23 protein-coding genes are annotated in these 25,910 nt (G+C 40.7%); 6 read left to right on the top strand and 17 right to left on the bottom strand.

Annotation, left to right across the window (positions count from 1 at the left end; translation table 11 throughout):
• Nucleotides 1-36 precede the first annotated feature (36 nt).
• Both IL356_RS01475 and IL356_RS01470 read left to right on the top strand, forming a co-directional pair.
• The gene (locus IL356_RS01475; RefSeq protein WP_121847556.1) at nucleotides 37-813 is read left to right on the top strand and encodes a DUF4625 domain-containing protein; all 777 of its coding nucleotides are present in this window, start codon (nucleotides 37-39) and stop codon (nucleotides 811-813) included.
• Nucleotides 814-869: 56 nt separating this feature from the next.
• Nucleotides 870-1,346, top strand: coding sequence for a DUF4625 domain-containing protein (locus IL356_RS01470; protein WP_121847557.1), 477 nt, complete (start codon nucleotides 870-872; stop codon nucleotides 1,344-1,346).
• Between the two features lie 101 nt (nucleotides 1,347-1,447).
• On the opposite strand, the gene IL356_RS01465 is transcribed toward IL356_RS01470, so the two are convergent.
• The 9 genes from IL356_RS01465 to IL356_RS01425 all read right to left on the bottom strand — a co-directional run bounded on the left by IL356_RS01465 (nucleotide 1,448) and on the right by IL356_RS01425 (nucleotide 8,678).
• A complete protein-coding gene (locus IL356_RS01465; RefSeq protein ID WP_121847558.1) occupies nucleotides 1,448-2,215 on the bottom strand; it encodes a YoaK family protein in 768 nt (255 codons plus the stop codon).
• Nucleotides 2,199-2,675: a hypothetical protein gene (locus tag IL356_RS01460; RefSeq protein ID WP_121847559.1), complete on the bottom strand. Its 477-nt coding sequence runs from the start codon at nucleotides 2,673-2,675 to the stop codon at nucleotides 2,199-2,201. The genes IL356_RS01465 and IL356_RS01460 overlap by 17 nt, the downstream gene beginning before the upstream one ends.
• 5 nt (nucleotides 2,676-2,680) lie before the next feature.
• A complete protein-coding gene (locus IL356_RS01455) occupies nucleotides 2,681-3,184 on the bottom strand; it encodes a hypothetical protein (protein ID WP_121847560.1) in 504 nt (167 codons plus the stop codon).
• Nucleotides 3,185-3,281: 97 nt separating this feature from the next.
• Nucleotides 3,282-4,655: a HAMP domain-containing sensor histidine kinase gene (locus IL356_RS01450; protein ID WP_121847561.1), complete on the bottom strand. Its 1,374-nt coding sequence runs from the start codon at nucleotides 4,653-4,655 to the stop codon at nucleotides 3,282-3,284.
• On the bottom strand, nucleotides 4,652-5,350 hold the full coding sequence (locus IL356_RS01445; RefSeq protein ID WP_121847562.1) for a response regulator transcription factor: 699 nt from the start codon (nucleotides 5,348-5,350) through the stop codon (nucleotides 4,652-4,654). The genes IL356_RS01450 and IL356_RS01445 overlap by 4 nt, the downstream gene beginning before the upstream one ends.
• Before the next feature lie 203 nt (nucleotides 5,351-5,553).
• Entirely contained in the window at nucleotides 5,554-6,282 is a 729-nt protein-coding gene (locus tag IL356_RS01440; RefSeq protein WP_121847563.1) for a LytR/AlgR family response regulator transcription factor, read from the bottom strand.
• 5 nt (nucleotides 6,283-6,287) lie between these two features.
• Nucleotides 6,288-7,310, bottom strand: a complete 1,023-nt coding sequence (locus tag IL356_RS01435; protein ID WP_121847564.1) for a sensor histidine kinase — start codon at nucleotides 7,308-7,310, stop codon at nucleotides 6,288-6,290.
• Nucleotides 7,310-7,705: a DUF4907 domain-containing protein gene (locus IL356_RS01430; RefSeq protein ID WP_121847565.1), complete on the bottom strand. Its 396-nt coding sequence runs from the start codon at nucleotides 7,703-7,705 to the stop codon at nucleotides 7,310-7,312. Before IL356_RS01430 ends, IL356_RS01435 begins: the two co-directional genes overlap by 1 nt.
• Entirely contained in the window at nucleotides 7,689-8,678 is a 990-nt protein-coding gene (locus tag IL356_RS01425) for a Kelch repeat-containing protein (protein ID WP_121847566.1), read from the bottom strand. The genes IL356_RS01430 and IL356_RS01425 overlap by 17 nt, the downstream gene beginning before the upstream one ends.
• A 227-nt stretch (nucleotides 8,679-8,905) precedes the next feature.
• On the opposite strand from IL356_RS01425, the gene IL356_RS01420 reads away from it, so the two are divergent.
• Both IL356_RS01420 and IL356_RS01415 read left to right on the top strand, forming a co-directional pair.
• Nucleotides 8,906-10,222 carry a DUF4270 family protein gene (locus IL356_RS01420; RefSeq protein WP_121847567.1) on the top strand — a complete coding sequence of 439 codons (1,317 nt, stop codon included), beginning with the start codon at nucleotides 8,906-8,908 and terminating at the stop codon, nucleotides 10,220-10,222.
• On the top strand, nucleotides 10,215-11,456 hold the full coding sequence (locus IL356_RS01415; RefSeq protein WP_121847568.1) for an OmpP1/FadL family transporter: 1,242 nt from the start codon (nucleotides 10,215-10,217) through the stop codon (nucleotides 11,454-11,456). The genes IL356_RS01420 and IL356_RS01415 overlap by 8 nt, the downstream gene beginning before the upstream one ends.
• Nucleotides 11,457-11,562: 106 nt before the next feature.
• Here the strand turns inward: IL356_RS01415 and IL356_RS01410 are convergent, their stop codons facing one another.
• From IL356_RS01410 to IL356_RS01380, 7 genes are all read right to left on the bottom strand, one after another.
• On the bottom strand, nucleotides 11,563-13,116 hold the full coding sequence (locus tag IL356_RS01410; RefSeq protein ID WP_121850581.1) for a M81 family metallopeptidase: 1,554 nt from the start codon (nucleotides 13,114-13,116) through the stop codon (nucleotides 11,563-11,565).
• A 46-nt stretch (nucleotides 13,117-13,162) separates the two neighbouring features.
• A complete protein-coding gene (locus IL356_RS01405) occupies nucleotides 13,163-13,777 on the bottom strand; it encodes a 3-keto-disaccharide hydrolase (protein ID WP_121847569.1) in 615 nt (204 codons plus the stop codon).
• Nucleotides 13,778-13,796: 19 nt separating this feature from the next.
• Nucleotides 13,797-14,567 (bottom strand): 3-keto-disaccharide hydrolase, encoded by a 771-nt coding sequence (locus IL356_RS01400; RefSeq protein ID WP_121847570.1) that lies wholly within the window; start codon nucleotides 14,565-14,567, stop codon nucleotides 13,797-13,799.
• A gap of 149 nt (nucleotides 14,568-14,716) precedes the next feature.
• The gene (locus IL356_RS01395; RefSeq protein WP_121847571.1) at nucleotides 14,717-16,021 is read right to left on the bottom strand and encodes a Gfo/Idh/MocA family protein; all 1,305 of its coding nucleotides are present in this window, start codon (nucleotides 16,019-16,021) and stop codon (nucleotides 14,717-14,719) included.
• 6 nt (nucleotides 16,022-16,027) lie between these two features.
• Nucleotides 16,028-17,599, bottom strand: a complete 1,572-nt coding sequence (locus IL356_RS01390) for a RagB/SusD family nutrient uptake outer membrane protein (RefSeq protein ID WP_205601269.1) — start codon at nucleotides 17,597-17,599, stop codon at nucleotides 16,028-16,030.
• A gap of 16 nt (nucleotides 17,600-17,615) precedes the next feature.
• On the bottom strand, nucleotides 17,616-21,014 hold the full coding sequence (locus tag IL356_RS01385; RefSeq protein ID WP_205601270.1) for a TonB-dependent receptor: 3,399 nt from the start codon (nucleotides 21,012-21,014) through the stop codon (nucleotides 17,616-17,618).
• Between the two features lie 113 nt (nucleotides 21,015-21,127).
• Nucleotides 21,128-22,270 (bottom strand): FecR family protein, encoded by a 1,143-nt coding sequence (locus IL356_RS01380; RefSeq protein WP_121847573.1) that lies wholly within the window; start codon nucleotides 22,268-22,270, stop codon nucleotides 21,128-21,130.
• 183 nt (nucleotides 22,271-22,453) lie between these two features.
• On the opposite strand from IL356_RS01380, the gene IL356_RS01375 reads away from it, so the two are divergent.
• Nucleotides 22,454-22,990, top strand: a complete 537-nt coding sequence (locus tag IL356_RS01375) for an RNA polymerase sigma-70 factor (RefSeq protein ID WP_121847574.1) — start codon at nucleotides 22,454-22,456, stop codon at nucleotides 22,988-22,990.
• Nucleotides 22,991-23,022: 32 nt separating this feature from the next.
• On the opposite strand, the gene IL356_RS01370 is transcribed toward IL356_RS01375, so the two are convergent.
• The gene (locus IL356_RS01370; protein ID WP_121847575.1) at nucleotides 23,023-24,636 is read right to left on the bottom strand and encodes a carboxylesterase/lipase family protein; all 1,614 of its coding nucleotides are present in this window, start codon (nucleotides 24,634-24,636) and stop codon (nucleotides 23,023-23,025) included.
• A 223-nt stretch (nucleotides 24,637-24,859) separates the two neighbouring features.
• Here IL356_RS01370 and IL356_RS01365 point away from each other — a divergent pair, with 223 nt between their 5' ends.
• On the top strand, nucleotides 24,860-25,444 hold the full coding sequence (locus IL356_RS01365; RefSeq protein ID WP_121847576.1) for a precorrin-2 dehydrogenase/sirohydrochlorin ferrochelatase family protein: 585 nt from the start codon (nucleotides 24,860-24,862) through the stop codon (nucleotides 25,442-25,444).
• The last annotated feature ends 466 nt before the right edge of the window (nucleotides 25,445-25,910 follow it).

Raw genomic sequence — 25,910 nt, 5'->3', positions numbered from 1 at the left:
AACTAAAAAAGTAAAACACCAAAAAACAAACAAAAAATGAAATCAAATTTTAAATTATTAGTACTCTTTACCCTTGTAGGCTTAGTATTTCAATCTTGTAGCGATGATGATGGTGACATTCAATTATCTGCCCCTACCATTTCAAATTTTGAATATGGGGAGGGAAGCGAACATTCAACTGAGCAGGTTGCCTATAAGGGTTCAGACATTCACTTGGAAGCTGAAATTACTGCCGAAGCAACCGTAAGTAGTATTTCAATAGACATTCATGCACATAATCTTGAAGTAGGTGAAGGTGAGGTTGAATGGGACTTTGAGCAGACATATACTGATGCCGACTATTTGGTTATCAACCCGACATTTCATGAGCATATCGATATTCCTTCCGATATTCCGGCAGGCGAATATCACATTTTATTGACTGTTACCGATGAACTTGGTAATAGCACCGAAGCAGAAGGGCATATTGAAATTTTAGATCCGATTTCTATAAGTGGTTTTGATATGGATGAGAGTGTCGTTAGGGGAGAAGATTTTCATGTGGAGTTCATGATAGCCGCCTTAAATGGAATTCATGATGTGACCGTCGATGTTCATGCCCACGGTCTTGAAGTAGGTGAAGGTGAAGTCGAGTGGGATTTTGAACAATCCTATAGCGAAAAGTATCATGAACAAAGTGAAGTAGAATTTCACGAACATATCGATGTGCCAGCTACAGCCCCTGCTGGCGAATATCATATTCTCTTTAGTATAGAAGATGAGGAAGGAAACACTTATGAGTATGACACCCATATTGATGTGACCGCATCTTAATAAACTAAGTATTGTTGCGCGGCCCAGGCCGCGCAACATCATTAAAAAATTGTACTATGAAATTAATGAAAAGAGCTTTTTATTTTATGCCGCTGGCGGTTTTACTGATGGCTTCATGTTCTAGTGACGAAGACAGCGATATCGATGAGCAAAAACCCACTATTAGTCTAAACTCAGGGTTTCCACAATCGTGTGAAGAGTTAAAAAGAGGCGAGACTTACACCTTTAGGGCCGCCGCTGCCGATAATCTTGAACTTGCATCCTATAGTTTGAACATTCACCACAATTTTGACCATCATACACATGACGACCAAGGATCCAGTTGCGAGCTAAATGCCATAAAGGCTTCTGAAAACCCCATGATTTTTATGGAGAACTATTCCCTTGAAGAAGGTTTGACCTCGTATGAAATCAATTTAGTAATCGAGATACCCAACGATGTTGATACGGGAGATTACCACTGTGCCTATTCGGTTACAGATGTTACCGGTTGGCAGGCACGTACCTCTGTAGATATTAAAATAGTTGAGTAATGTTGGAAAAAGACAAAGCCGACGTTATCGTCGGCTTTGATTGAACAGATACCGACCAAGGCATCCAAGTTGAACTACACAACTATCACAAAACTTTTTATTTAGGTCTTTCTGCCACCAAGGGCCAGTCTACGCTCTTGCCATCTTCTCTTTTGAACAAATTTGGTCACCTGTAATTTTGAGAAATCATACAGAAGAACCACACAAAGAATCAACCCGATTACGAGAAATGTCGCATTTTCTACCCTGTAGTAAAGCAAGCCAGAAACGACACCTCCCGACATATACGATAACATAATGGTCAACAGCAGTTGAGCCTTTTGTATCAGCGCCTTGTCATTTCTATATTCCTTTTTGGTAAACATAGAGAAAATAATACCCAAATCGGTCGTAAGTCCGGTAAGGTGGGTCGTTTTTACCTTTGCATTAGATATACTCGCCACCAGACCGTTCTGTAGGCCCATGGCAAATAAAAGTGCGGCTACCAATATTTCGGTTTCCTGTAGGCTTTCCGTATAAAAATATTGAAGGTAAAAGCCAACGAACATAAGACAGGCCATTTCTAAAAACACGGGTACGGCATGTGCAAGGTAACGGCCGGTAGGGGTATTGTTATGTATTACCAAGCAATTCGACACAAAATTACCGGCGAAGAATAAAAATATCCATATAAGTACTACAGCACCTTGATACCAGTTGCCTTTGGCAATTTCTTGGGCCAATATGGCATAGTGTCCGGTTACGTTACTGGTAAACGAAAAGAAAACAATTACCGAAATAACGTTGACCATACCAGCTGTAAAGGCCGTTAACCCACCCAAACGTACATTGTCGGCAAAGTTTCTATAGTTACTAAATTTTCTGAGCATATTGTTTATTTGGTATTCTTTTAAAAGTCATTCGTACGATACCCCTTATTTGCAAATCAAAATTGAATTGCACTATCAGTTCGTCTCGTGTTACATCGACCACTTGATAATCTTCAATGATTGAATTTTGGTGTTTTAGTTCTAAAACATGCCCTCGACCTTTAATGTTCCACTTTAAATCTTCCTTGATTTTACCGTTCTCAAGAAACTCTAACTTTTTATTTGGTGAGAACCTCCAGGTTTCGGCCTCGTGAATGATTAGGTTTTTGCAGATTTCTTCCTTTTGGTAATCATTAATGTCAAATGCAATTTTATTATCGTGGTTAACCTTTTCGTATTTCCATGAAACCTCCTTCCAGTCCCCCAAAATTAAGGTCTCTGTACTTTGTTCTTTGGTTATGGCCCCAATACTCAAAAAGAGCAAAAGGCCAAAAAAGGAATATATGGGCCATAATTTCATTTGTTTTACTTTAAGTTCGACAATAGCACATTGGCCAAAGACCGCTTGCTGTAATTGTTGAGGTTTTCGGTCTGATTTTCAAAATTGACTATCTGGCAGGGCAGACCACAATTTTTGAGAAGAGCGATGGTATCGATTCCTTGAACTTTTTTAAAGTTCAAAAACCCTTCGTTGGGTACGATGGTATGGGTAATCTTATTGCCTTCCAGATAATTCTTGAAATAAGACTCGTTATTGGAAGTAATGATATCTACCGTCAGCGAGTTTAACTTAGAATCATATTTGTTTTTCAAAACTTTACAAGCTTCTACAAAATCTTCAGACTGTAACTGATTGATAATTCTTGTCTTTGAAAAGAACAACATATCGGTTATCGAGAGGGAAGGGTAGCAACCATGTACCAGAACAATTTGCAATGGACGGTCAGAAGATGCCTCAAGAGTTTGTTGTACCAACTCTAAGGATTGAGTCGTGAAATCGGTTGGGATGAGAATTTTTTTTGCTTCCATGATTTAATTTTTCTCAAATCTACCATGGAAGCCATTAAGCGAAATTTAGAACCGCATTAGAAAATGCTTAAAATTCTAAGCTCACATTAGAATGACATTAAAGTGGCTGGTTCCATATCGGAATATTGATCTTGACCGTCGTACCCTCATTTTCTACCGATGATACTTTTATCGTTCCCTCATGAAGCAGTACGATGTTTCTGCTTAGTGGTAGACCAATACCATAGCCTGCAAAGTCCGTTGTATTTGAGGCCCTGAAATAGGGGTCGTAGATATAGGGCATTTCATTTTTCGGAATTCCGATTCCAGAATCTTTTATGATGATAAGCACATGTGTGTCAGATGCACCTAAGGCTACATACACCGGTTCTCCGTTAGAATATTTACAGCCATTGACCACTATATTGGTGAGTGCCAAGTGCAGCAGATGAAAATTACCCCGAATTTTTAATTTTTCATGATTCTCTGGCAGTAAACTAAAGTCAAGGCAAACCTTGAATTTTGAGTTGAGCTTTTGAACTGTTTCCTTCACATCTAATATAAGCTGGTCGGAGCGTAGCCTTACCAGTTTTTGCGATTTTCCATCAAAACCGGTTTGTGCCAGTAACAATAGGGCCTTGGTCTTTTGTTCAAGCTTTTCGGCTTCACCGAGAATGTTTCCCAACGATTTTTTGTATTCCTCGCTGTCTCGCTCTTTAGACAGGGCATAATCGGCCTCGCCGATAATGGTCGTTAGTGGGGTGTTCAACTCATGCGATGCATTGCTCACAAAGTTCTTTTGAGTTTCGAAAGTTGTCTCCAATCTGTTGAGCAAATCATTAAATGTCAATGCCAGTTTTCGAATGGAGTCTTTTGATTTGGGCGGTTGCAGCCTTAGATGCAGATTTTCGGAACTTACTTTTTTTACTTCACTGATAATGTTCTGGACTGGTCGTACCAAGGTTCGTGAAATAAGCATGCTCACTAGGGCGATAAGTAAAAGGGCGTACAATAAAGACGTAACCAACAAACTTCTCAAGTAGGCTATGTGGTGCGAAAAAAAGTAATTTTCAGCCGAAACAATGACGATATAGTCTTTGCCCTTGATGGTTTTGTATCGAATACCTGAATAAAAAATACTTCCATCTCTGTAACTGCCCGCGCCATCTTCAATAAGCTTTTCGACGAAGTCTTTTGAAAACTTGAGGGTATCATCAGTGGCTTGGGCGGTCAAGGTTTCAACCGGATATAAGTATTCTTTTTGATGGGGTAACTTCTCTAGATATTCTTGCCTCATTTCCATTATGATAGAAGCATCATCCGGATTGTCAAGCTGAATTTTTGCTGTCGTGGCAGCCCTGATCTCAAGTCGCTTATAAAAATCGGTGAATGAATAATTGGAGATGGAATAATAGATGAAGCCACAGAAGAGTAGGGTGTACAGAAAGAACACCGAAATCAACAGATAAATGATTCTGTAATGAATTTTCATCTATAGTCTTTTAAAGCATAACCCATACCCACGACGGTATGTATTACCCTAGGTAGACCGTCTACCTCCAACTTTTTTCGAATATAATTGACATAAACATCGACTACATTTGTGCCTATATCGAAATTGATTCCCCAAACTTCGTCCAAGAGATCGGTTCGGGTAAGTACCTTGTTAGGATTCTTCATAAACATAAGCAACAGGCGATATTCGGTCGAGGTCAAATTAATGGTCTTGTTATCTCTTGTTACGGTTTTAGTGTAGTCATCAATATGAATATCGTTAAAAGAGTAATGGTCGCCATTCTTGAATTTGGCATTGTCTAAAAGGTCGGTTCTTCTTAGCAGGGTTCTGAGCCTTGCCTTTAGTTCTATTAGTTTGAAAGGTTTTGCCAAATAGTCGTCGGCACCGTTATCAAGGCCTAAAACTACATTTTCAACACTACCCAGGGCAGTAAGCATGAGAATGGGTATTTCGTTGTAACCCAATTCACGAATTTTTTTACAAACATCAAGGCCGTTCATGCCCGGTAACAGTATGTCAAGAATTACTAAGTTGGCCGATGTTTTTCCTAAGGTTTCAATACCCTTTCTTCCATCGGTTTCATGAACCACGGCATACCCATCTTCTTCAAGGCCTTTTTTTATTATATCGGCAACTTTCTGTTCATCTTCAATCAATAATATGGTGCTCATAGGCCTTGAGGGTAAAATGAGCAAAATTAAAGCCTAACCCCTTAATTTATAGGGGTGAGATGATTAAAATTTCATTAAAATATGCGGTTTTTCTGTCTTGCTGGAACGGACTTGAGAAAGTTTTCTTAAAACTTACAATGGAAGCGTAATGCTTGTCTTACCCGTTATTTACTACCGTTCAATTTTTTAGTTTTATAATGTGCTTACCGCAGGCCCAGTCTTGACAGAAAGTTGGCCTTGTAGCTTTCACCGATAGGTATTCGTATATCATCAATAACCACACGGTTTCTTTGTATTGAACCAATGTGGTTCACATTGATAAGAAACGATTTATGGGCCCTTTCAAACTGATTTTGGGGTAATCGCTCGTAGAGTTCTTTAAAACTCATTAAGGTCAGTATAGGTTTATTACAGGTATCAATATGAATTTTTAAGTAGTCTTTGAGGCCTTGCACATATTTAATACTGTCAATCTTTATTTTGATATTCTCATATTCAGCCTTCACGAAAATGAAGTTATCGGTGTTTTCAAAGCTGCCACTTGAAGAGAATATATGGGCATCGTTTGCTTCTTCGCGTTTGCTGATCAGGCCTTGCGCCCGAGATACCGCTTTGACAAATCGCCCATATCTAATTGGTTTTACCAAGTAGTCAACGGCGTTGAGTTCAAAGCCATCAACGGCATAATGAGGGTAGGCCGTGGTGAAAATAAATAAGGGCCTGTTTTCTAGAGAGTCGATAAAATCGATACCGTTCATTTGTGGCATTTCAATATCACAAAAAATGAGGTCGATGTTGGTTCTCTTGATGACCGGTATAGAATCTAAAGGGTTGGTAAAAGTACCTTCAAGCTCTAAAAAGTCAACTTTGTTACAATAGTCTTTTAAAACATCTACGGCCAAGGGCTCGTCATCGATAATAATACATTTCATGCTAACTAATTCAAATTAAGAAATAAGTGAACTCTATAATATTTTCCATCATCTTCGATAGTTAGTTCATGGGTTTTGGGGTAAAGAAGCTTCAGCCTATTTTTAACATTTTCAATGCCTACTCCAGAACTACCTTCCTTCCCGACATACGCCCCGATTATGTTAGCTACATATAAGCTTATAGACTTTTCTTTTATCTCAAGGTTTATTTCTATATCAGTGTTGCCTTGAAAATCGGTACCGTACTTGAAAGCATTTTCTATAAAAGCTATGAAGAGTAGGGGGGCTATTAGTTTACCGTACGTATCGCCATTGATTTTTAGTTTTACACTCTCGCCTTCCGGTAATCGTAATCGTTGTAATTGAACGTAATTTTTAAGGTAATTGATTTCTTTTTCTAAGGGCACTTTTTCGCGGTTGGCCTCATACAGCATATAGCGCATCAATTCAGAAATGTTGAGAATTGCTTCCGATGTATCGGAAGAATTCTTGACCGATAGCGAATAGATGGTATTAAGGGAATTGAATAAAAAATGGGGGTTCAGCTGTGTTTTCAAAAACTGTAGTTCTGAATTGATTTTTTCCTTTTCAGTAACTTTTCTTAAATCATCATTGCTTTTCCATTCTCCATATACTTTTAAAATGGTGCTTACCACAAAAGGAACACAGAAGAGCAAAATGAAAATTAAAGGCTGTCTAAAACCCTCTGGTTTCGGACCGCGCGGTATTCTTGGTAGGTGGTCAATGAACTGGGGCCTGAAAAAAGTTTCTGAAACATATGTGGTTATGAACAATAGCAATATGGAAAGCGATATGTAGAGAAATGTTTTTTTCTTTAGCAAGAAATGGGGAACCAGTAAAAAGTAATTGACATAAAACAGGGCAATGGTTAGGCACAGTTTTGCCGGTATATCGCTAGGGGTCCGCCTTCCTTCGGTAATGCTAGGGTATAAAAGAAAGAGCGTAAAGCAACCCCAAACGGCCACATGCGCTAATATTGACTTGATAGAGAATTTTTCTAAAGCCATTATTGATTTGCCACAAGATTGGGGGTTGTTACCTCTAAGTTTTCAAGATCTCTTAGCGTGATTTCCGGATTCTTACCGTGATTCAGTCTGTGCACGATTAGGTCGCCTACCCTTAAGGCATCGTTTACATTTTGAAAGGTGACATGACCCTGTAGACCCGGAATATTCTCTTGCCTTATCAAAACGTCTTCACCATACCAAACTTGATAACCATAGCCATCGCCAACCGCAATCGTTTCCGTCTTTAGTTGTTTGGAAGTATTGTTGTTTTTTTTGGCCGGAACTAAATAATCGACAGTTAGAAATAGAGCCACTGTTACTAATGTCAATAGCGCAATAGCTTTCCAATGGTGCAGAACAGTATTTAGGAATGTTCGGCTAATCTTCATCATCATATTCTTCAAAAGGAAAGAATTCGTCTAGGTCGTCAAGATATAAGGTGCCTGAGCGGCCTAGGCCGACCAATGCCCGTGATCCGTTTGAGAAGGCAATGGCATCTTGCCGAGTTGTGCCTTCAAAGCTGGTCTTCATTTCCCAAGTGTCGTTCGTTGGGTTGTATTCCCAAACGGTGCCGAGCGCTCCACTTGAAGCCCCACAGGCGATATAGCCATATCCGTTCAGGGCAAATGCAACAGCGTTACTCCGTACGATGCTGTAGTCATCTTCCTCGTCAAGGTCTAATTTTTTCGTCCAGCTTTCGCTGGCCGAATCAAATTCCCAAAAATCATCAAGATATATTCCATTGGAAACTCCAGTGCCTAAATATACTTTGTCTCCTATGGTAAAAGTGACCGCTTCTCGCCTTTTGTCGCCACCAAAACCGACCAATTCAGACCAGCTGTCAGTGTTTGGGTTATATTTCCAAAAATCTTTACGATCGTTGTCGCCATCGAAGCCGGTGCCGAAATAACCGAAGCCGTTGATACCAAAAGCTATAGCACTTCTTCGCGAACTGTTAGGTAATGATGCTATTTGCTGCCAAGTATTGCTGCTAGGTTCATAACTATAAAAATCATTTAGTTCGTTAAGTCCGTCATACCCTGACCCTATATAGCCTTTGCCGTCTACATCGAACCCAACAGCCGCATTTCTTGCACTACCAGGAAAATCGGCTTTCTGTGACCAATAGTCTCCATCAATATTATAGGCCCAAAATGAATTCAAGTAATCATCACCATCATAGCCCACACCTACGTAGCCGATGTTGTCAATGGTGAAACCCGATACACTACTTCTAGGGCTTCCGTCAAAAACAGAGCGGTCTATCCAGTTGCCTAGGTCATCGTCATCGTCATCGCTTGAACAGCCTATAAAAAGCAATCCGCAGAAAACGGTTATACCAAGAAATTTAAAATCGTAACGGTTCATATCATTGAGATTTAATTTTTGGTCAAAACTAAACTCAATGTGCCGCCCAATAAACTCAAATAGATGAAGCCCTTCTTTTAAGGTACGAACAAGGTGATTTTATCGGCGAAAAATTAATAGCTCTTTGGTAGATCATATTCATAGATAGGTCTTGTAATAAAACAAGTTTATCTATTAGGGTTTTTACAAGTAAGCACGCCAACTACTTTAGCCCTAAAATAAAACGAATGATAAGACTTTCTTTAGCCAGTCTTTTAATTCTCATTATAGTATTGGCCTGTAGTACCGAAGGGGTCAACGAATCAAATTTTGAGGCAGGCGATACCTTTACCAGTAGCAATATCAGGGTTGTTCAATTAGATACCGCAACGGTTTTAATGTCGACCATTAAATACGACAGTATCATCACTTCTGAGACTACCCGAATTCTCGTCGGCCGTTATGAAGATCCTGTTTTCGGAGTGGTGGAGAGCTCAAGTTACCTTGAACTTTTGCCTGATGGTTATACGATCGATAGTGAGGCTGTTTTTGATAGTTTGGTATTCTACCTAAAACACGACGGGTATTTTTATAACGATACGCTAACATCTTTAACCATAAGCTTTGAAGAGCTTTCTCAGAAGCTCTCTCCTAGCGATGATGGTTTTTACAATAGCTCCAATATAACGACCAAAGGCGAGTCTTTAGGTGTTATTTCTTTTTACCCGCGCCCAAACGATGCTGATTCATTGAGTGTTAAGTTAAATGATAGTTTGGGTGTTGGGTTATTTGAAAACTTTCAAAGTAAATCAATTGTCAATTCAGATGAGTTGAAAGAATACTTCAAGGGATTCAGAATTAGTGCCGAAAATAATAATGGCCCGGTGATGGGTTATTCGCTTAGCGGAAGCGGCATGAGACTTTTTTTCAGCGTAGCCGAGGAAAATGATGTAGTTCAAGATTATATCGATTTTTCGATAAATCAAGCCACTTCTCCGCCCCCATTCTTTAATGAGATAATAGCGAAAGAACCTATAGAGGCTTTACGTTCTTTCACTAGCCAAGAAGAGAACAGGTATAGCCGACTTACCGGTAACCAAAGCTATATACAATCTGGGGTCGGCATTGCAACTCGTATAGAATTCCCGCATATACAAACAATACATGACATTGGCGGCGAAGGTACCTTATTAGGGGCGGTTCTGAAGGTTAGGCCAACGGTGGCCTCTTACAATGATCTATTAATGTTAAGAGATACTCTGTTGGTCTTTTTGGTCGACCAGAACAACGATATAACAGAACAGTTGTCAATTGAAGACATAGCTTCTGTACAAGGAATACTGAACCGAAACGACGAGGAGTTCAATAATATTTACTATGAGATACCAATTAGTAGTTATGTCGAAGAACTGCTATTGGGAATGAGAGATGAAAAGGAAGCTCTTTTATTGATACCAAATGATTTTAATACATCGGTCGATAGATATGTGCTGACAGATGGTTCCAACAATGAATCGAGAACCTCCCTCGAAATAACTTATGCGGTTTATGGTGAAGATGAATAAGTTTAATTTGTTTTTTCTGGCACTAATGGTAGTTGGTACGGTGTTCTCCCAGTCTGAAGGCCTTACAAGTTCACCCTATTCTCTCTATGGCCTTGGGGTCGTCAACCAAACAGGTATTGGTAGAACCAACGGAATGGGTTACAGCGGTATAGCATTGAGGGAAGAAGGTGAGATAAACAATTTGAATGCCGCAAGCTTTGCCCTTATGCCTGAAAACAGTTTTATATATGACGTAGGTTTAAAGGGACAATACAATACCTACAGTAATCGGTCGGACCAAGAAAATAGAACCACGTTGAACTTTTCTAACTTGGCCATGGCCTTTCGAATTTTTGAAGGATTAGGAGCCGGAATTGCCATGGTTCCCTATAGTGATGTAGGATATTCTTTGGTAGGTATAAAATCCAATATCGAGGGTACCAATGAGGTTTTTGAAAGTAATGTGAGGGGCATCGGTGGGTTGAGCGACCTAAGACTTAATCTAGGTTATCGCATAACCGATGGTTTGAGATTCGGTTTAAGTACCTCTTTGTTGTTTGGAAACGTTGAAGAGGAAGAAAGCTTTCAGATCAGCACAAGTTCGTTTAACCTATCGGAAGAGACCAATTATACAGGTCTACGCCTGGGTACTGCTATGCAGTTCGATTTGACCGATAACATTACCATAGGTGGTACCATGCAATTTCCCACCTCGTTAAAAGGTAATCTTAAGCGTTCGGTACTTAAAAATATTGATGATACCGAAATCGTGGTCGACTCAGATGATTCAGATGCTATCGACGATTTTAAGTTGCCTTTAGAGGTAGGGGTAGGTATTAGTGTCAAAACATTTAACTCGCTTGTTTTATCTTTTGATTACAAGAATAATTTTTGGAGTAAGACCGGTCAAACCGAGAATCTAGGTCATTATGTAGATCAGAGCATATTTGCATTTGGTGCTGAATATGTTTCTAAGCAAGATAGCTATAAATATGCTGACCGGATTAGGTATCGAATGGGGTATAATTACGATACGGGCTATCTGTCGGTAAATAATTCTAAGATAGCGGGTCATGCATTAACGGCAGGTATCGGACTACCTATTGGGCAAGGGCATACCTCGATGTTGAATCTATCGTACAGTTATGGTTCTCAAGGTCAAATACAGAATATTTTGGTGGAAGAGAATTTTCAGGTGTTGACACTTAATTTAAGCTTAAGGGATGTGTGGTTTCAAAAGCGAAAAATATATTGACCGTCTTTTCTGCATGAAATAGTTCAGTTAGTTGATTAGGTAGTTGTAACACCCCAAAAGATTAGTTTGTTGATTACTATCATTTTGGGGTGTTTGAATTTTAGAATTAGAATTTAGACTCAGGAACGAACTCATCTGAAGCCGGAATCAACCTAGCACTTAAGTCAGGTGGCATCAAGTGCGTATCGAAAGGAAACATGGGTCTGTTGATTCTCTTATAATCTAAACTCTCTATATCTTGGTCAACACCGCCAGGGGTCAAAGCCATGATCCAATCTTGTCTCATGTTATAAAGGTCGGGCACTAGATATCCCATTTTAACCACGATAATATCTGTTTTTAACGGGTCTAAACCCAATTCATCAAAACCGGTTTTACGGTTACGATCGCTCGATACAATGATTCTCAAACTGCCAACACGAACTACGGTGGCTCGATCGCTCAAACCTTCAATCGTACCCTTGATTTCAAGGGGAGGGGCGAAGCGACCATCTATTTTACCACCCACATGTCCGCTAATCTCCTGGCCTATGCCCAATTTTTGTGCCTCTTGAAAAAGTTCTGGCCCTGGTATGGAAGCATAAATGAGCGAAGGGCCATTTTTGGGCTTAAATTCAGGTCTCTCCAATAATTTCTGCAACGTCCAAGTTACGTCACCGGCACCACCTGCCGTTGGGTTGTCTCCAGAATCACTGATGAAAAAGGGATGTTTTTTACTTTTCAAGGCCTTTTTAAGGCTTCCTGCAAGTGAGTCTACCGGGGCCACAAAACCGAATTGCGACCGAACATCCCAAAAACTGTTGGCCAATTTTTCGGCAGCGCTACTTACCTGTTGTCTGTCATCACCGGTAACCATGACCACCCCATGATTTCTTGGCTCATCGGCCCAGGCATAACCGATCCAAATAGCTGCATCTATTACACCCGATTGTTCAGTTACCGCGGGTATTTTATCATATAAACTTTTGGCCGGCTCAACTCTCGTACTCGTCTTTTCGCCAGGCAAAAGAATTGGTACGGGTACCCATGCTTTATAGGCGGGCTTGCCCTTACCGTTTTCAAGCCTGTCGAGGAGATTTTCTACGGCTCTTTTTTTGGTTTCCCAACGGTCTTCGTGCGGTGCCATTCGAAAACAGGTTATCAAATCGGTATGTTTTGCCAGACGCCATGAAACGTTGCCATGAAGGTCCATTGAAGTAGATATAAGGGTTTCGGTGCCGACTACTTCCCGAATTCGAACCAACATGTCACCTTCGGGGTCATCAAGCCCGACCACACTCATGGCACCATGAATGTCATAGTATAGGCCATCGTAAGGGCCATTTTTTCTTAATGAATCTAGGGTTTCTTCAACAAGCGATTCATAAGCTTCACGTGTTACCGCGCCTCCCGGAGAAGCTCCTGCAACCAATGCGGGTAGCCATTCAGCTCGTGATACTACCATTGAATCGGGAACCATAAACGGATAGGTTTCCAAAACCGCTTTGCCTTTTCTAATTCTAAAAGCATCTCTTGCTGCCAAAGCAGGTGAAAACGTACTCGACTCGGTAGCAAGACCGGCAATGGCAATCTTTGGTAATTTCTTGGTTTGCGAAAGGGCCTTATTCGTTCCAATGGTAAAAATTAGAATGAGTAATAAGGCGAGGGAACTATTCTTCATGAGGGTACGTTTTATTTGAGTGGTTACTGATCTCATTGGTATGTGTTTAATCTAATTCTTGTATTTTAATATTCTTCCAACGCACTTTTATGCCTCCTCCACTATGAATTTGTAGTGCAACAGACCCTCTGCCTTCCCCGATTTTGGTATCTTCAAGTTCTACCATTTTCTTGCCGTTCAACCAACTGGTGACCATATCTCCTTTGGCTTCTATTCGCATATGGTTCCAGTCGGTGGGGTTGAGGTTTTTTTCATCTTTCGGGTCGGGCTTTATGATCCAACCCCTTCCGCCCGGTGTAGATTCATAAATACCACCGGTATGAAGATCAGGAGGGGCTACTTCAACTTGCCATCCTGAAATAGTGGTGCCGTCATTGCCGCCCACATGCGAACGAATGAATATACCACTGTTGCCATTGGCCTCTAGCTTGAAATCGAGATTCAAGATAAAATTTTTGTAGGGCTTGTTGGTCGATAAATACCCGTATTTTTCTTCCGGGCCACTTTCACAAATCAATTCACCATCGTCAACATACCAGTATTCGGTACCGTGTTTGGTCCAACCTGATAGGTCTTTTCCGTTAAAAATAGACTTTTCTTTCTGGGCATGAGTGTTAATGGAACTCATGGCCAGTATTGCTATAAAAAATAATTTTTTCATTTTAATTTTTGGTTTTTGATTAATCGAGAAGGGGTGCTATCTGATTTGATGAGGTAACGCTTGGGGGTAGCTCGGTAACCCTTAGATTTCGAAACTGAATTTCTGCCCCTTCCGACTCTAAACAGAGATAACCCTTCTTTTGGGAAACTTTGGCGATACCGTTTACAAACTTGCCATTGACCGAAAGTTTGGCGACACCATCTACACAAACTACATCGTAGGTATTCCAGATGCCTTTTCCTTTAGCCCTGTTTTCTATTGATTTGCTTCTTTCGCCCCTAGGGTTGTCAGGTATCGTGGTCACGCCACCGACACCAAAAAGTTCACCATGAACATAAGCTATGGCCGGTTTTTCGCCATTGCGCGTGTTGAGGTTGACCCAATCAAGTTCAAGCATTTGAATTTCAAGTCCGTCAGGTAGGTTCTTGCCTTCTTCGGGGTTGGCATTGCTCCAGGCAAAGATTCCTGAATTTCCACCGGGCTCCATGTGCCTCCATTCTACATGTAAGATAAAGTTCTCGTATTGTTTGCTTGAACGAACCACACCAATTGGCAAACCTTGACAAACCAATATGCCGTTTTTATCAACAGACCACGTGTTCTTCTCGGTATTTACGTTAACCCATTTGATTGAACCCAGTCCGGATGGGGTCTCGGAATAGAGGTTGTCCATTGTGGTTACCGTGCCGAACTCAAACCCAAAGTTCTCGTTTTGCGCTTCAACTTTTGTGATTATTAGGGCGTAAAGTGCAATGGCCCAACTTTTGGCCAAGGTTGCTGTTGATTTCATTTGGATCGTTTTAGGTGGCAAATCTGGGTTAAACATTTAGGGAAGAAGGTGGTAAGCCAACCTATGGTTTGGTATAGGATCTCAAAGAACTAACCAAGCTTTGAGTACTTCCCTAAATGAACTAACTACTTCACTACAACAATTTATTCTTATTTGAATTTTGTCTTTCCGGGTATGGCTATTTCAGGGCCTTCAAACTTGATATCCCAGTCATAAGACTCAGGCCCTAGTATCTCGGTAGAGTTCAGGGCATCGTTCCAGGTAATGGTTTGGCCGGTATAGGCGGCCATTCGGCCCATGATTCCCATTAGGGAACTATTGGCACTAAGCTCACCATCGTTAATACCCGCCTCTTCACGTATCGATTTGAATAGGGCATCATGTTCAGACTGGTACATGTCATTCACTTCCCCATCGTATTTCCAAGGGTTTTTACCGGTTATCTCATGTCGGGTTCCCTCATAATAGGCATTGCCCAGCGAGCCGTTGATTTCCACAGCGTTCTTTGTAGAGCCACCTTCTTGCTGTCTTGTGAAACAGTACCCCTTGACACCATTGTCGTAATTGAACTCAATAGCAAAGTGATCGAAGATGTTACCATACTTTTTATCGGTACGCCATTGCCTACCGCCTGTAGCTGTGGCTGAGGCAGGCATTTTCTCTCCCATTGCCCAGGCTATCATATCTAGGCTGTGAACGAACATTTCAACTATAAAATCACCTGAAAGCCAATTCTGGTAATACCAATTGCGTACTTGATATTCAGTATCCGTCCATTCTGGTTTTCGGTCTTTGAACCAAAGTTCGCCACCATTACGGGTAGAGGCTATAGACCTGATGTCCCCTATGGCTCCATCGAGTACTTTTTGATAAAGTGCCTTTTTTTGTAGGTCATAGCGAAAGCAGAAGCCAGAGACCATCGAAAGATTCTTCTCTTTGGCCATCTTGGCAGCTTCCAAAACCTTTCTTACTCCGGGTGCATCGACCGCTACAGGCTTTTCATAAAAAACATGTTTGTTGGCATCGATAGCTGCTGAAAGATGTTTGGGCCTAAAACCCGGAGGACTCGCTAATAATACGACGTCGACTCCGGATTCAATCAGATCTTGGTAGGCATCAAAACCTACGAATTGTCTGCTTTTGGCCACTTGTACACGCTGGTCATGTGTTTCTTTCAATAGTTTGAGAGAACTTGTCAATCTATCTTCGAAGACATCGGCCATAGCCCAGAGTACCACATTTGAATCTGCCTGCAGAGCTTGTGCCGCAGCACCGGTACCACGGCCTCCACAGCCGACTAGACCTACCTTCAATTGGGTTTGGGCCTTTGATGACAAAGGTTTTGCAAAACCGATAGGCAGATTAAAGGATCCTGCACTAAAGATGGCCGCAGCACCTGCATTTTTAATGAACTCTCGCCGAGTCTTTTCTTGATTGAACTTTTTTTCTCCCATGACTATTTAGTTTGTATAACCCGGATTTTGGGTGATTACATCGTTGATATCCATTTCTTTTTGAGGAACAGGCCAGCAATAATCCCTATCAGGGTTAAATCGGGCAACTTGGCCGTAATTCATTACTTCCCATTCTCCAGAACTTTCATTTATGTAATACATGCCTTCTAATAGACCGACTTTTTCTTCACCCAACTGCCATCTGTTCAGATCGAAAAGGCGTAGCCCCTCAAAGGCCAGTTCTTTAACCCTTTCGTCCCTTATAATTTCCCTCAGTTCTGCTTGGGTCTTTCCTTCGGTTATTTCGGGCATTTCAACTGTTGGTCTTTGTCTGATATCGTTGATAGCATCGTAAACCGAAGCGTCTATTTCATTGAGCTCGGTTTTTGCTTCTGCGTACATGAGCAACACGTCGGCATATCTGATCAAGATCATGTTTACATCTCCTAGACTCGGATTTTCGACAAAGGTTTCATAGTCGACCCATTTTTTTAGGTTATACCCGTAAAGTGTTGCCCATTCGCTGCCGCTTACGCGGTCAGGAGTACTACTATTGGGCCATGAATTATAGGTGTTGTTACCGATGGGCTGACCGGTGTAATATACATTATAGTCCCACCTTGGATCTTTGTTTTCATAGGGGTCGTCAGGATTGACCGGGCCGATGTATTCATACTTCTCAAAGAGTTCCATCATCGGTTCTACGGTGGAGTTTCCGCCGATGGAAGCGGCAGAATAGCCGAAATTGTTATAGGTATTGCCACCTACTGCGTATTGTCTATCAAAGATAACCTCTGTTGAATTTTGGCCTGCCGCTTGGAAAAGTTCTTGATAGTCAGGATAAAGGCTGTAGATGCCAAGATTCATAACCGCCAAAGAAGCGTCGCGGGCCAGTTCATATCTATTGTTGCGAATGGCGACCCTAGCTTTGGTGGCCAACGCCGCCCCATGGGTGACACGACCGACGTTGTCAGCGTTGTAACTTTGGGGCAATGCCTCGCTATTGATTATGGCATCTAACTCTGAGATGACAAAGTCTACGATCTCTTCTTTCGAATTGGTAGGCCGTTGGTCATTTACATCTAAGGGCTCTAAGATCAGAGGCACATTGCACCAAAGGCTTGCCAGCTGCATGTAATAATAGGCACGTAAAAAACGGGCTTCGGCAGTTAGTCGGGCCATCGTTGCTGCATTACCATCTTCAACACGATCAATATTGGCAAGTACGCCGTTAGCTTTACCAATGCCTCGATAGTATCTTTCCCAAATAGCGGTTATGGTAGCATTTGAGGGGTCAATTTCTCCTAAGCGCACATCGTTAAATGTCGGTACGTTAGAAGCAGATCTAAAACCTATGTCTGTAATACCGTCAAGCTCAATTACTGACTGGGTGCCATCCAGTTCATTGTAAATGGCATTCACCGCTAAAATGGCGTCTCTTTCCGAAGACCAATAAACTGTTTCGGATACTGCACCTGTTGGTTCTAAATCAAGGCCCTCGTCTAACCCATCGGCACAGCCGAAGAATAGCGATATGGCCGATAAAACCAATACTTTAGTTATATATACTTTTTTCATAATAATCTTCATTTTCTTAAAACATTACATTTAGGCCAACACTCATTGTTTTGGTATGGGGGAAGAATTGACTTCTACCTCTAGGAGTCTCCGGGTCAAATAATTTTTGAGCCGTAATGGTCAACATGTTTTCGCCCGAAACGTAGAGCCTTAACTTTGAAAATATATCCTGTTTGAAGGTGTAGCCCAATTGAAAGTTTTTCAATCGTGCATATTTGCTATCGATCAGCCAAAAGTCTGATTTGACGATGTTCCATGAGTTACCTGCAGTTACCAAAGGCCAGTCGCCATTAGGGTTTCTTTCAGGATGGTACGATCTTTCGGCCATTTCTTTATGGATGAAATTTTGGAAGGCTGGCCCCTCGGGAATGGCCCCGTCCAATAGATGTTGCTTTTTAAGAACACCTTGCCAAAACATTGAAAAATCAAACCCTTTGTAGGAAGCGTCGAACCTAAGACCGAATTCATATCGAGGGTCTTCATTACCGATAATGACTTGGTCACCACCGGGTGCGATTGATTGGGTTATTTGTCCGTCACCATTTACATCCTCATAAATAATATCACCAATACCTACACTAGGGTGAATGGTGGCAGGATAGTTGGCCAAATCTTCATCGGTTCTATACAGACCAGGAGAGGTAAGACCTCTTAAAGAGTTGATGGAGTGACCTTCCGTCCAAATAGAGAAGTTGTCGGGAAAGAAAGGCCCTGCGCCGTTCAGATCTTCAATTTTGTTAATGACATCGGTAAAATTGAACCCAATCGAGTAATTAAACTCGTCGTCTGGTCTATACGCACCTTGGTAATTGATGCCAATTTCATATCCGTTATTCGAAACAGCGGCGGCATTTTGAACCGGAGGGTTTACACCGATGGTGGTAGAGATAGGAAGGTCTAAAAGAATGTCATCGGTATATTTCCAGAAATATTCTGCAACCAATGAAATTCTATTGTTCAAGAAAGTGGCGTCTACACCGATGTTGGTCATGGTGGAGGTTTCCCAAGTGATGTCTGGGTTTCCTGCTTGAACTATGGCAGAACCCGAAACTACGTTGCCACCAAATTGATAACCTTGATCAAGGTCGTAGGTGCTTCTAAAACGATTGAGACCTATGTTCTGATTTCCTAACTGCCCCCAAGAGGCTCTAAGTTTAATGTTATTGACGAAAGAATCTTCAATAAGATCTTCCATAAAAGCTTCGTTGGTTATATTCCACCCGGCCGATACTGATGGGAAAACCCCCCATCGGTTACCATCGCCAAAGCGTGATGATCCGTCGTATCTAATATTACCCTGAATCAGGTACCTGTCATCAAAAGAATAGTTCAGCCTACCGAAGAACGATCGTAGCCTCCAATCTTGATTATAACCACTGATGTTTTGATTATCTACCGCCCCCGCATTTAAATCGCGCAGGTCATTATTGAAGAAGTTTTGTCGACTTGCCGCAACATTTTTGAACTTGTTGTAAATTTCTTCGTACCCAACCAGTGCGTCGAAAGAATGGCTGCCAAAGGTTTTATCATAATTTAAATATAGTCTCTGGCTCAGTTCTCTGGTGGTGTTTTCGGTTTCGGTAAGTTCATTGGTCGCGAACCAACCTGAGACGGCCACAGGCTCACCAGTTACATAGTTTCTCATACCCGCAAGGCTGTTCATGAACCTTGAAGTGTTTTGATTCGTCAATTTGTAAGTGACATTACCTTCTAGAGAGAAGTTTTCGTTGATGTTGTATTCAAAGCCTCCTTGGGTAAAAACATCATCGGTAATTCTGCTAGTTTCACCTTCGTTAGCCATGGCATGGGGGTTCCAATAACCCGATACAAGGTCGTATGTACCATCGGGATAAGCCATGACCACATTACGGTTAATGTGTAAGAGACCTTGAACGATTTGTTGCCCTGCAACGCCTGAGCCATTGATGGCATGTCCCGGTCCGGAGAAATTGCCGTTTCGGTACATAAGTCCGACTTTGAAAGTCAACTTATCGTTGGCATAGAGATCGGCATTTACACGGGCCGTGGTTCTTTTGTTATTGAAGTTTTGAAGAATGCCATCTGAATCGTTGTAGTTTAAAGAGGCAAAAATTCTACCCTTATCGCTTCCACTTGAAATTGAAAAGGAGTGTTGCTGCATTAAAGCACTTTTGTTGAAGATACCATCTTCCCAATTGGCCCATGGAAATTCATACGGGTTGGTTCCCGCTACGGCATTTTGAATATATTCTTCAGAATAGGTCGGCGTTCCTCCGGCATTAACCTGGGCTTCATTTTCCAATCTTAACCAAGATTCGGTATCTGCCTTTTCAGGAAAAAAACTAGGATTTTGAACCCCCACAAAAGCATTATAGTTTAGAATAGTACCTTCTGAGGCGCCTCTTTTGGTAGTTACCAAGATAACCCCATTGGCGGCGCGTGAACCATAAATGGCCGAAGAAGCCGCATCTTTAAGAATTGAAATTGATTCAATATTCTGTGCTTCTACGGTGCTCAGTGATTGTTCGATACCATCAATCAAAACAAGCGGGTTCGAATTGTTCAGGGTACCGATACCCCTAATTCTTATGCCCACATCTTCAACACCTGGTGAACCACCATTGTTTTGAATAGTCAGACCGGGAGACTGCCCTTGTAAGGCTGTGGCGGCACTGGTAACAGGTCTTTGGGTCAAACCCTCGCTATCAACCGTACTAATGGCACCGGTAACTTTGGCCCTGCTTTGTGTGCCGTAACCCACGAGAACCACCTCTTCTAGACTTGCGGCATTTTCGGTCATGGTTACCGTCATTTCTGTCTGGTCACCGACCTCTATCTCGGCGGTTGAAAAACCTATGTATGAGAATACCAAGGTAGCATCACTACCAACATTAATAGAGAAGTTGCCATCAAAATCGGTTTGAGTACCATTGGTCGTTCCCTTCTCTAAAATATTAGCACCTGGTAAAGGAACTCCATCTGAATCTAACACGACACCCGAAACAGTTTGTTGTACTTCTTTTTTATTGGTTCCGGAGACTACAGCATTTTCTGTAGTATCGTTTTTGGTCTCTTCTAAGGTGGTGATGATGATTTGTCGATTGACCGTTTTATAGGTAATGTTGGTATCATCGAAGAGTATTTGTAAAATGGGATCTATTTTAAACTTTTTAACGTGTATGGAAACTTTTTTCTGAAGGTCGATTTGACCACTTTCATACATGAACCTAAATTCTGAATTGGCTTCAATCTCTTTGAAAACGTCTATGATACTTACATTTTCTAAATCTAGTGAGAGCTCGGTATTTTGGCTGTAGGTACTAGCTTGCAAATTAATGACGGCAAGTAGTGAAATTATTAAGGTGAACAGAAAGGGACGCAAATCGCCTCTGCGCCTACACCACGTTAATAACTTATTCGAAAGGTTTTTTTTCATGGTTGGGTAATTATTTGGTTAAATGTTGTTCCGTTAGTTAGTAGTTTTCGATTGGGTACAACTGAGGTTTTTCTGAGGTCTTACATAGGCATTAAAGTTTTAAAGGGTTGACATTATTCAATGGTTATTTTATTATTAGAGATGTGATACGTGAAAGGTTGAAGTTGGTTGAGAGATTGAAGTATGTCATCAATGCTTTCTACATTAACATTGAAACTGGCATTTAGCACTTTTGAGTTGAGTGATTTATTTCTGTTCTCGATTGATACATTGTAGCGCCTTTCTAGCTTCTTTGCCATTAGATGGAAAGGGGTATTGCGGAAGACGACTTCTCCGGTGATCCAGCCAGTAAAAGTTTCGGTATCGACCTCGTCAAGAAGGGTCGTATGGTAGGTCTTTCCCCATCGGGCTCTATGTCCAGGTTTTAAAATCGTACTTTGGTCCGGTGTGTAGGTGTTGGTCATGTTTACGGATCCCTCGACCAACACGGTGGTAATATTCTTTTCGTCGGGGTAGGATGAAAGGTTGAATTCGGTACCCAAAACCTTTACTGCGACTTCATCTGCATTTACTATAAATGGGTGTTCAGTGTCTTTAGCTACTTTAAAATAAGCTTCCCCTTCGATAAAAACCTCTCTATTTTGGCCTTTGATAAATTTGATGGGGTACTTAAATTTTGTTCCGGAGTTCAAGTGAACCAATGTTCCGTCGGAGAGCAATACGTTGAAAATCTTTCCATATGGAATTTGAACTTCGCTATAAACGAGCTCTTCAATTTCTGAATCGGCACTATAGCTTAAAACATTGCCTTTTTGATTGGCAATGACTTTGCCATTTGAGCCTACTATTTTTTGATTTCCTTTCTCTTCGATAACTTCAATAGCATTTTCTCCTGTTCTAAGGGTAATAGCTTCTGGATCGGGCTGCACCGTTTCAAATGTTGTTTCATTTCTTTCAAGTAGAAATAATGTAGAGATTGCCAGACCTACGAAGATGGCCGCATAGCGAACCACTGTTTTCCAAAGAGGTATCGCTTTTGGAACATGCGGATTGATTTTGTTTTTAATGACAGTCCACTCGTCTTCAGTTCCATTTACATCAAGCAATTCAATAGACTCGTCTAAAAGGCCAGAACTGTTCAAATCTTTGATTAACTCTATTTCTTCTTTGGTCAGATGCTTGAAAGCTTCTTGATCAATTCTACCTGTTTGTTGTACGAGCTTAAGAACTTTTTTGAACTGCTCAATATTTGCCATTTTGCAAAGTTTGTTTCCTGTATGTTTCCTATTTTCTAATTTGGGGTGACAGATTATTTGTTTTTTAACAAAAAGGATTGAAAATTCTCCGTAACTGAGTATAATTCTATATAATTGAATTGCAGAAAAGCGAAAAAGATTGAATAAATTTAAGTGTGTAAGTAGCTTTTTGAACAACCAACCATGCAAAAGCCGCCTTTGACCATAGAAGAGTTAGAATTGTTCTTTAAGAGCAATCACGCTTTTTTATGTTTGGTGGCTTTATCTATTGTAAAGGATAAAGATGTCGCAAAAGATATCGTTCAAGATTTCTTTATTTCTTATTGGGAAAGAAGAAAGAATGTACAATTTACCGTTTCCTTTAAGGCCTACGCAGTAAGGGCTATAAAGAACCTAAGTCTTCAGCACGTACAGAAAGTAAAAAAAGAACAGAGTTTGGTAAACCAATTGGTGGCCAACATAAAGGTAGATGAAGAAAAACCTCAAAAAATCGGCAATAAGAAACGCATACAAGAATTGATTGACAGACTACCCGAAAGTCGCAGAAAGATTTTTATCTCTTACGTCATATATGGTCAGTCGTATTCTGAAATTGCCGAAAACAACGGAGTTTCAGTTAATACGGTTAAAACTCAGATGAAGCGAGCCTATCGATTTCTTAGGTCTGAAGCGAACCCAGATTTGCTCTATTTCTGTTTGGTAATGTTCGAAATATTCTAGATAACAACTAGCCGCTATTTCGGAATAGTTCGTTATTTGTTCTCGACCAAGCTGAACAGTTCTTTGTCTAATTGCGGTTTTACCTCGCAAGAAGTATCAAAATGCATGGTAGCCGTATTTTTACTATTGTATTCTGGCCAAGTTGGCAAACCTTCATGATTAGGATTGCCTGTTTTAGCAAAACTGATCCATGCCTGACTCATTTTGGTTGCAAGAACTTGGGCTTCTTCACCGCCCCCCGTCATATTTTGTGCCCTTTGAATATTGTCAAAAACAAAAGGTAGTTCCATACAATGCAACGATTTGTATTTACCATTAAACACAGGTGATTGCCAAGTGAAAAGATACATGAATACCGAAGCACCGTTTTGTAGTGAAGATTTTTCATTCGCCTGAACAACTGCCCCTGGTCTGAACATAGTATCGACATCTAGCAAGTCTTTTGTGTCTGTATCGTTCGGATAGGCTTTTTTGACTGCCTGTATATAGTCATCTGACTTATCTTTCCATTCATTCTTGATATGAGCATATATCTCTTCGTCGGTAGCATCTATAAATCTCATGTTCGCAAAAGGGGCGAACTCATTTTTAGTGGTTCCGATAAGAAGCGGAATGTCTTTCGATAGTTCGAAAGCCTTTTTAGAGAATAATTGATAGGGTAAATCTTCACCATCTCTGCTAGGCCCCCAGTTCAGACCAAAGCCTATTACGGGTTTGCCTGCCGCCTTCATTTTTTCCGCTACATTTTTTAGTGCTTGGGTACTTGCTGCACTTAGTTTATCGAAGGGTACATTTTGTATGCTGTCTACCTGGTTAGGTTCTATACCAAGTAATGACAAAACTTCGGCCCCGATGGCTTGGGTATCTTCTTTTTCGAGAATGTTGGTTCTAAACGAACCACTTTGGTTGATGGCTTTGTGAAAAAGACCTTTAGCCTTCGGCATAGCCATCAGCGTGTTGACTTTTGCACCACCTCCGGATTGGCCAAAAATTGTAATATTATTAGGGTCTCCGCCAAAATTGGCAATATTTGATTTTACCCAATTTAAAGCCGCCACCATGTCAAGAATGCTGTTATTGGCCGAATGTTTGTATTTGTCTCCGTAGGCAGACAAATCTAAAAAGCCAAGAACATTTAATCTATGGTTGATTGAAACTACTACGACATCACCTTTTTTACTCAAATTTTCACCGTCATAAGAGGGTAGCTCTTGACTGGAGCCTGCTGTGAATCCTCCTCCATGGATCCAGAAAAGAACAGGTCTTTTTTTGTTGTCGTCAATACTTGGGGTCCAAACATTAACTCGAAGGCAGTCTTCACTTGTATAACCCCAATCGTGATCAAATACAAATTCGGGTTCATCGGTAACTTCAGTTGTCGGGGTCATGAGTGGAGCCACTGGGCCATAGGTTGTTGAACTTCTTACGCCTTCCCAAGGTGTTGTTTTTTGAGCTGCTTCAAATCGATTGGCTTGGGCATAGGGTATGCCTTTATAGATATATGTTCCATCATGAATATAGCCCCTAACTTTCCCTGATTCGGTATTTGTAACGGCCACGTTTTTTCCAGTTACCAATTTTTGTGCGTTGTTGATTTGAAAAAATAACAAAAAGACAACTGGCAAGATTGTGTGGATGATTTTCATGATAGCGGTTTTATAGTTGAGTAAAGTCTTTTAAAGTATTAGCAGAAAGAGATAGTTTAAATTGATAATTTGACCGATTTATGAGTTTGTTTTTCAAAAGAAATATAAATCTATCATATTTCAAAGTATTAATGTAACAAAGTGAGACAATAGAAGTTTTTTGTTGGTTGGTGGGCCGGGCGAACTGTTGTAAATTAGAGGGGTGAAAGAAAATGCAATCATTATGGAAAGAAACCAACTGTATCCAATATTTTTGAAGGTATCCGAATTGAATATATTAATTGTTGGTGGCGGTAATGTGGCACTGGAGAAGTTGACGTTCCTCCTGAAGTCAAGTCCGAATGCCAAAGTTGAAATGGTTGCTCCTATGTTTAGAAAGGATACTATCGACCTTGCCGGTAAGAATAATGTTACCATGTATACAGACGAGTACAATGACTCGCATCTTGCAAATAAGCATATTGTAATTGCAACGACCGATAACCCTCAAGTTAATCTTACTGTGTATGAAGATTGTAGGAAGAAAAGTCTCTTGGTCAATGTGGCAGACAATCCACCCCTTTGCGATTTTTATATGGGAGGTATAGTAACAAAAGGAAACGTCAAAATAGCTATATCTACCAATGGAAAATCGCCAACTACGGCAAAGAGGCTCCGTCAGTTTTTTGAAGACGTTCTTCCTGATAATATTGATGATTTGGTTCAGAACTTAAATGAATATCGCAAAACCATCAAAGGAGATTTTGAGAAAAAGGTGGAGGTTCTCAATGAATTTACCAAGGGATTGGTCAGGCGTAATCCTCAATAAGTCCCTCTCCCTGTAGTACTTTTCCTGTTTATTTTATTTTGTAGGATAAAAAAACAAAAAAAATATTTTTGTTAAATTTTTTGGCAATTGTGTAACCGATTGCAGTAATCGATTGCGCTTCCAATTATCCTATTTCTCTTTCAAAGATTTTTAAAAAACTTTTTAAGTCTTTCAGAAGCCCGATAAATGGGGCTTTTACAGAGGTTATGCCGATTTGGCTAAATGGTTGAAACTCAATTTTCGTTAAAAACAAACAATTTTGGTTTTTTAGTAAAAAAATTATTGATAATTAAAATTATAGGTAAAATTAGTGCTAAATCAGTGCTAATGGGGCTTTAAAAATGATATTTTGATTTGCTTAAATCAAAACGTAAGCCTATTTTCGTCTATGACGGTATGCAGAATTATTGATTATTACATAGTCATATGGAAGTACACCGTTTTGGCAACCAAGAGAAAATTAATT

The sequence above is a fragment of the Euzebyella marina genome, assembly GCF_014855515.1.
GTDB classification, from domain to species: domain Bacteria; phylum Bacteroidota; class Bacteroidia; order Flavobacteriales; family Flavobacteriaceae; genus Euzebyella; species Euzebyella marina.
Note: the sequence above shows the minus strand (reverse complement) of the source record. Positions and strands in the feature narration are given on the sequence as shown.

Excerpts from the sequence above, each read along its gene's own strand:
- IL356_RS01475 (WP_121847556.1), top strand. The coding sequence starts at position 37 with ATGAAATCAAATTTTAAATTATTAGTACTCTTTACCCTTGTAGGCTTA.
- IL356_RS01470 (WP_121847557.1), top strand. The coding sequence starts at position 870 with ATGAAATTAATGAAAAGAGCTTTTTATTTTATGCCGCTGGCGGTTTTA.
- IL356_RS01465 (WP_121847558.1), bottom strand. The coding sequence starts at position 2,215 with ATGCTCAGAAAATTTAGTAACTATAGAAACTTTGCCGACAATGTACGT.
- IL356_RS01460 (WP_121847559.1), bottom strand. The coding sequence starts at position 2,675 with ATGAAATTATGGCCCATATATTCCTTTTTTGGCCTTTTGCTCTTTTTG.
- IL356_RS01455 (WP_121847560.1), bottom strand. The coding sequence starts at position 3,184 with ATGGAAGCAAAAAAAATTCTCATCCCAACCGATTTCACGACTCAATCC.
- IL356_RS01450 (WP_121847561.1), bottom strand. The coding sequence starts at position 4,655 with ATGAAAATTCATTACAGAATCATTTATCTGTTGATTTCGGTGTTCTTT.
- IL356_RS01445 (WP_121847562.1), bottom strand. The coding sequence starts at position 5,350 with ATGAGCACCATATTATTGATTGAAGATGAACAGAAAGTTGCCGATATA.
- IL356_RS01440 (WP_121847563.1), bottom strand. The coding sequence starts at position 6,282 with ATGAAATGTATTATTATCGATGACGAGCCCTTGGCCGTAGATGTTTTA.
- IL356_RS01435 (WP_121847564.1), bottom strand. The coding sequence starts at position 7,310 with ATGGCTTTAGAAAAATTCTCTATCAAGTCAATATTAGCGCATGTGGCC.
- IL356_RS01430 (WP_121847565.1), bottom strand. The coding sequence starts at position 7,705 with ATGATGATGAAGATTAGCCGAACATTCCTAAATACTGTTCTGCACCAT.
- IL356_RS01425 (WP_121847566.1), bottom strand. The coding sequence starts at position 8,678 with ATGAACCGTTACGATTTTAAATTTCTTGGTATAACCGTTTTCTGCGGA.
- IL356_RS01420 (WP_121847567.1), top strand. The coding sequence starts at position 8,906 with ATGATAAGACTTTCTTTAGCCAGTCTTTTAATTCTCATTATAGTATTG.
- IL356_RS01415 (WP_121847568.1), top strand. The coding sequence starts at position 10,215 with ATGAATAAGTTTAATTTGTTTTTTCTGGCACTAATGGTAGTTGGTACG.
- IL356_RS01410 (WP_121850581.1), bottom strand. The coding sequence starts at position 13,116 with ATGAAGAATAGTTCCCTCGCCTTATTACTCATTCTAATTTTTACCATT.
- IL356_RS01405 (WP_121847569.1), bottom strand. The coding sequence starts at position 13,777 with ATGAAAAAATTATTTTTTATAGCAATACTGGCCATGAGTTCCATTAAC.
- IL356_RS01400 (WP_121847570.1), bottom strand. The coding sequence starts at position 14,567 with ATGAAATCAACAGCAACCTTGGCCAAAAGTTGGGCCATTGCACTTTAC.
- IL356_RS01395 (WP_121847571.1), bottom strand. The coding sequence starts at position 16,021 with ATGGGAGAAAAAAAGTTCAATCAAGAAAAGACTCGGCGAGAGTTCATT.
- IL356_RS01390 (WP_205601269.1), bottom strand. The coding sequence starts at position 17,599 with ATGAAAAAAGTATATATAACTAAAGTATTGGTTTTATCGGCCATATCG.
- IL356_RS01385 (WP_205601270.1), bottom strand. The coding sequence starts at position 21,014 with ATGAAAAAAAACCTTTCGAATAAGTTATTAACGTGGTGTAGGCGCAGA.
- IL356_RS01380 (WP_121847573.1), bottom strand. The coding sequence starts at position 22,270 with ATGGCAAATATTGAGCAGTTCAAAAAAGTTCTTAAGCTCGTACAACAA.
- IL356_RS01375 (WP_121847574.1), top strand. The coding sequence starts at position 22,454 with ATGCAAAAGCCGCCTTTGACCATAGAAGAGTTAGAATTGTTCTTTAAG.
- IL356_RS01370 (WP_121847575.1), bottom strand. The coding sequence starts at position 24,636 with ATGAAAATCATCCACACAATCTTGCCAGTTGTCTTTTTGTTATTTTTT.
- IL356_RS01365 (WP_121847576.1), top strand. The coding sequence starts at position 24,860 with ATGGAAAGAAACCAACTGTATCCAATATTTTTGAAGGTATCCGAATTG.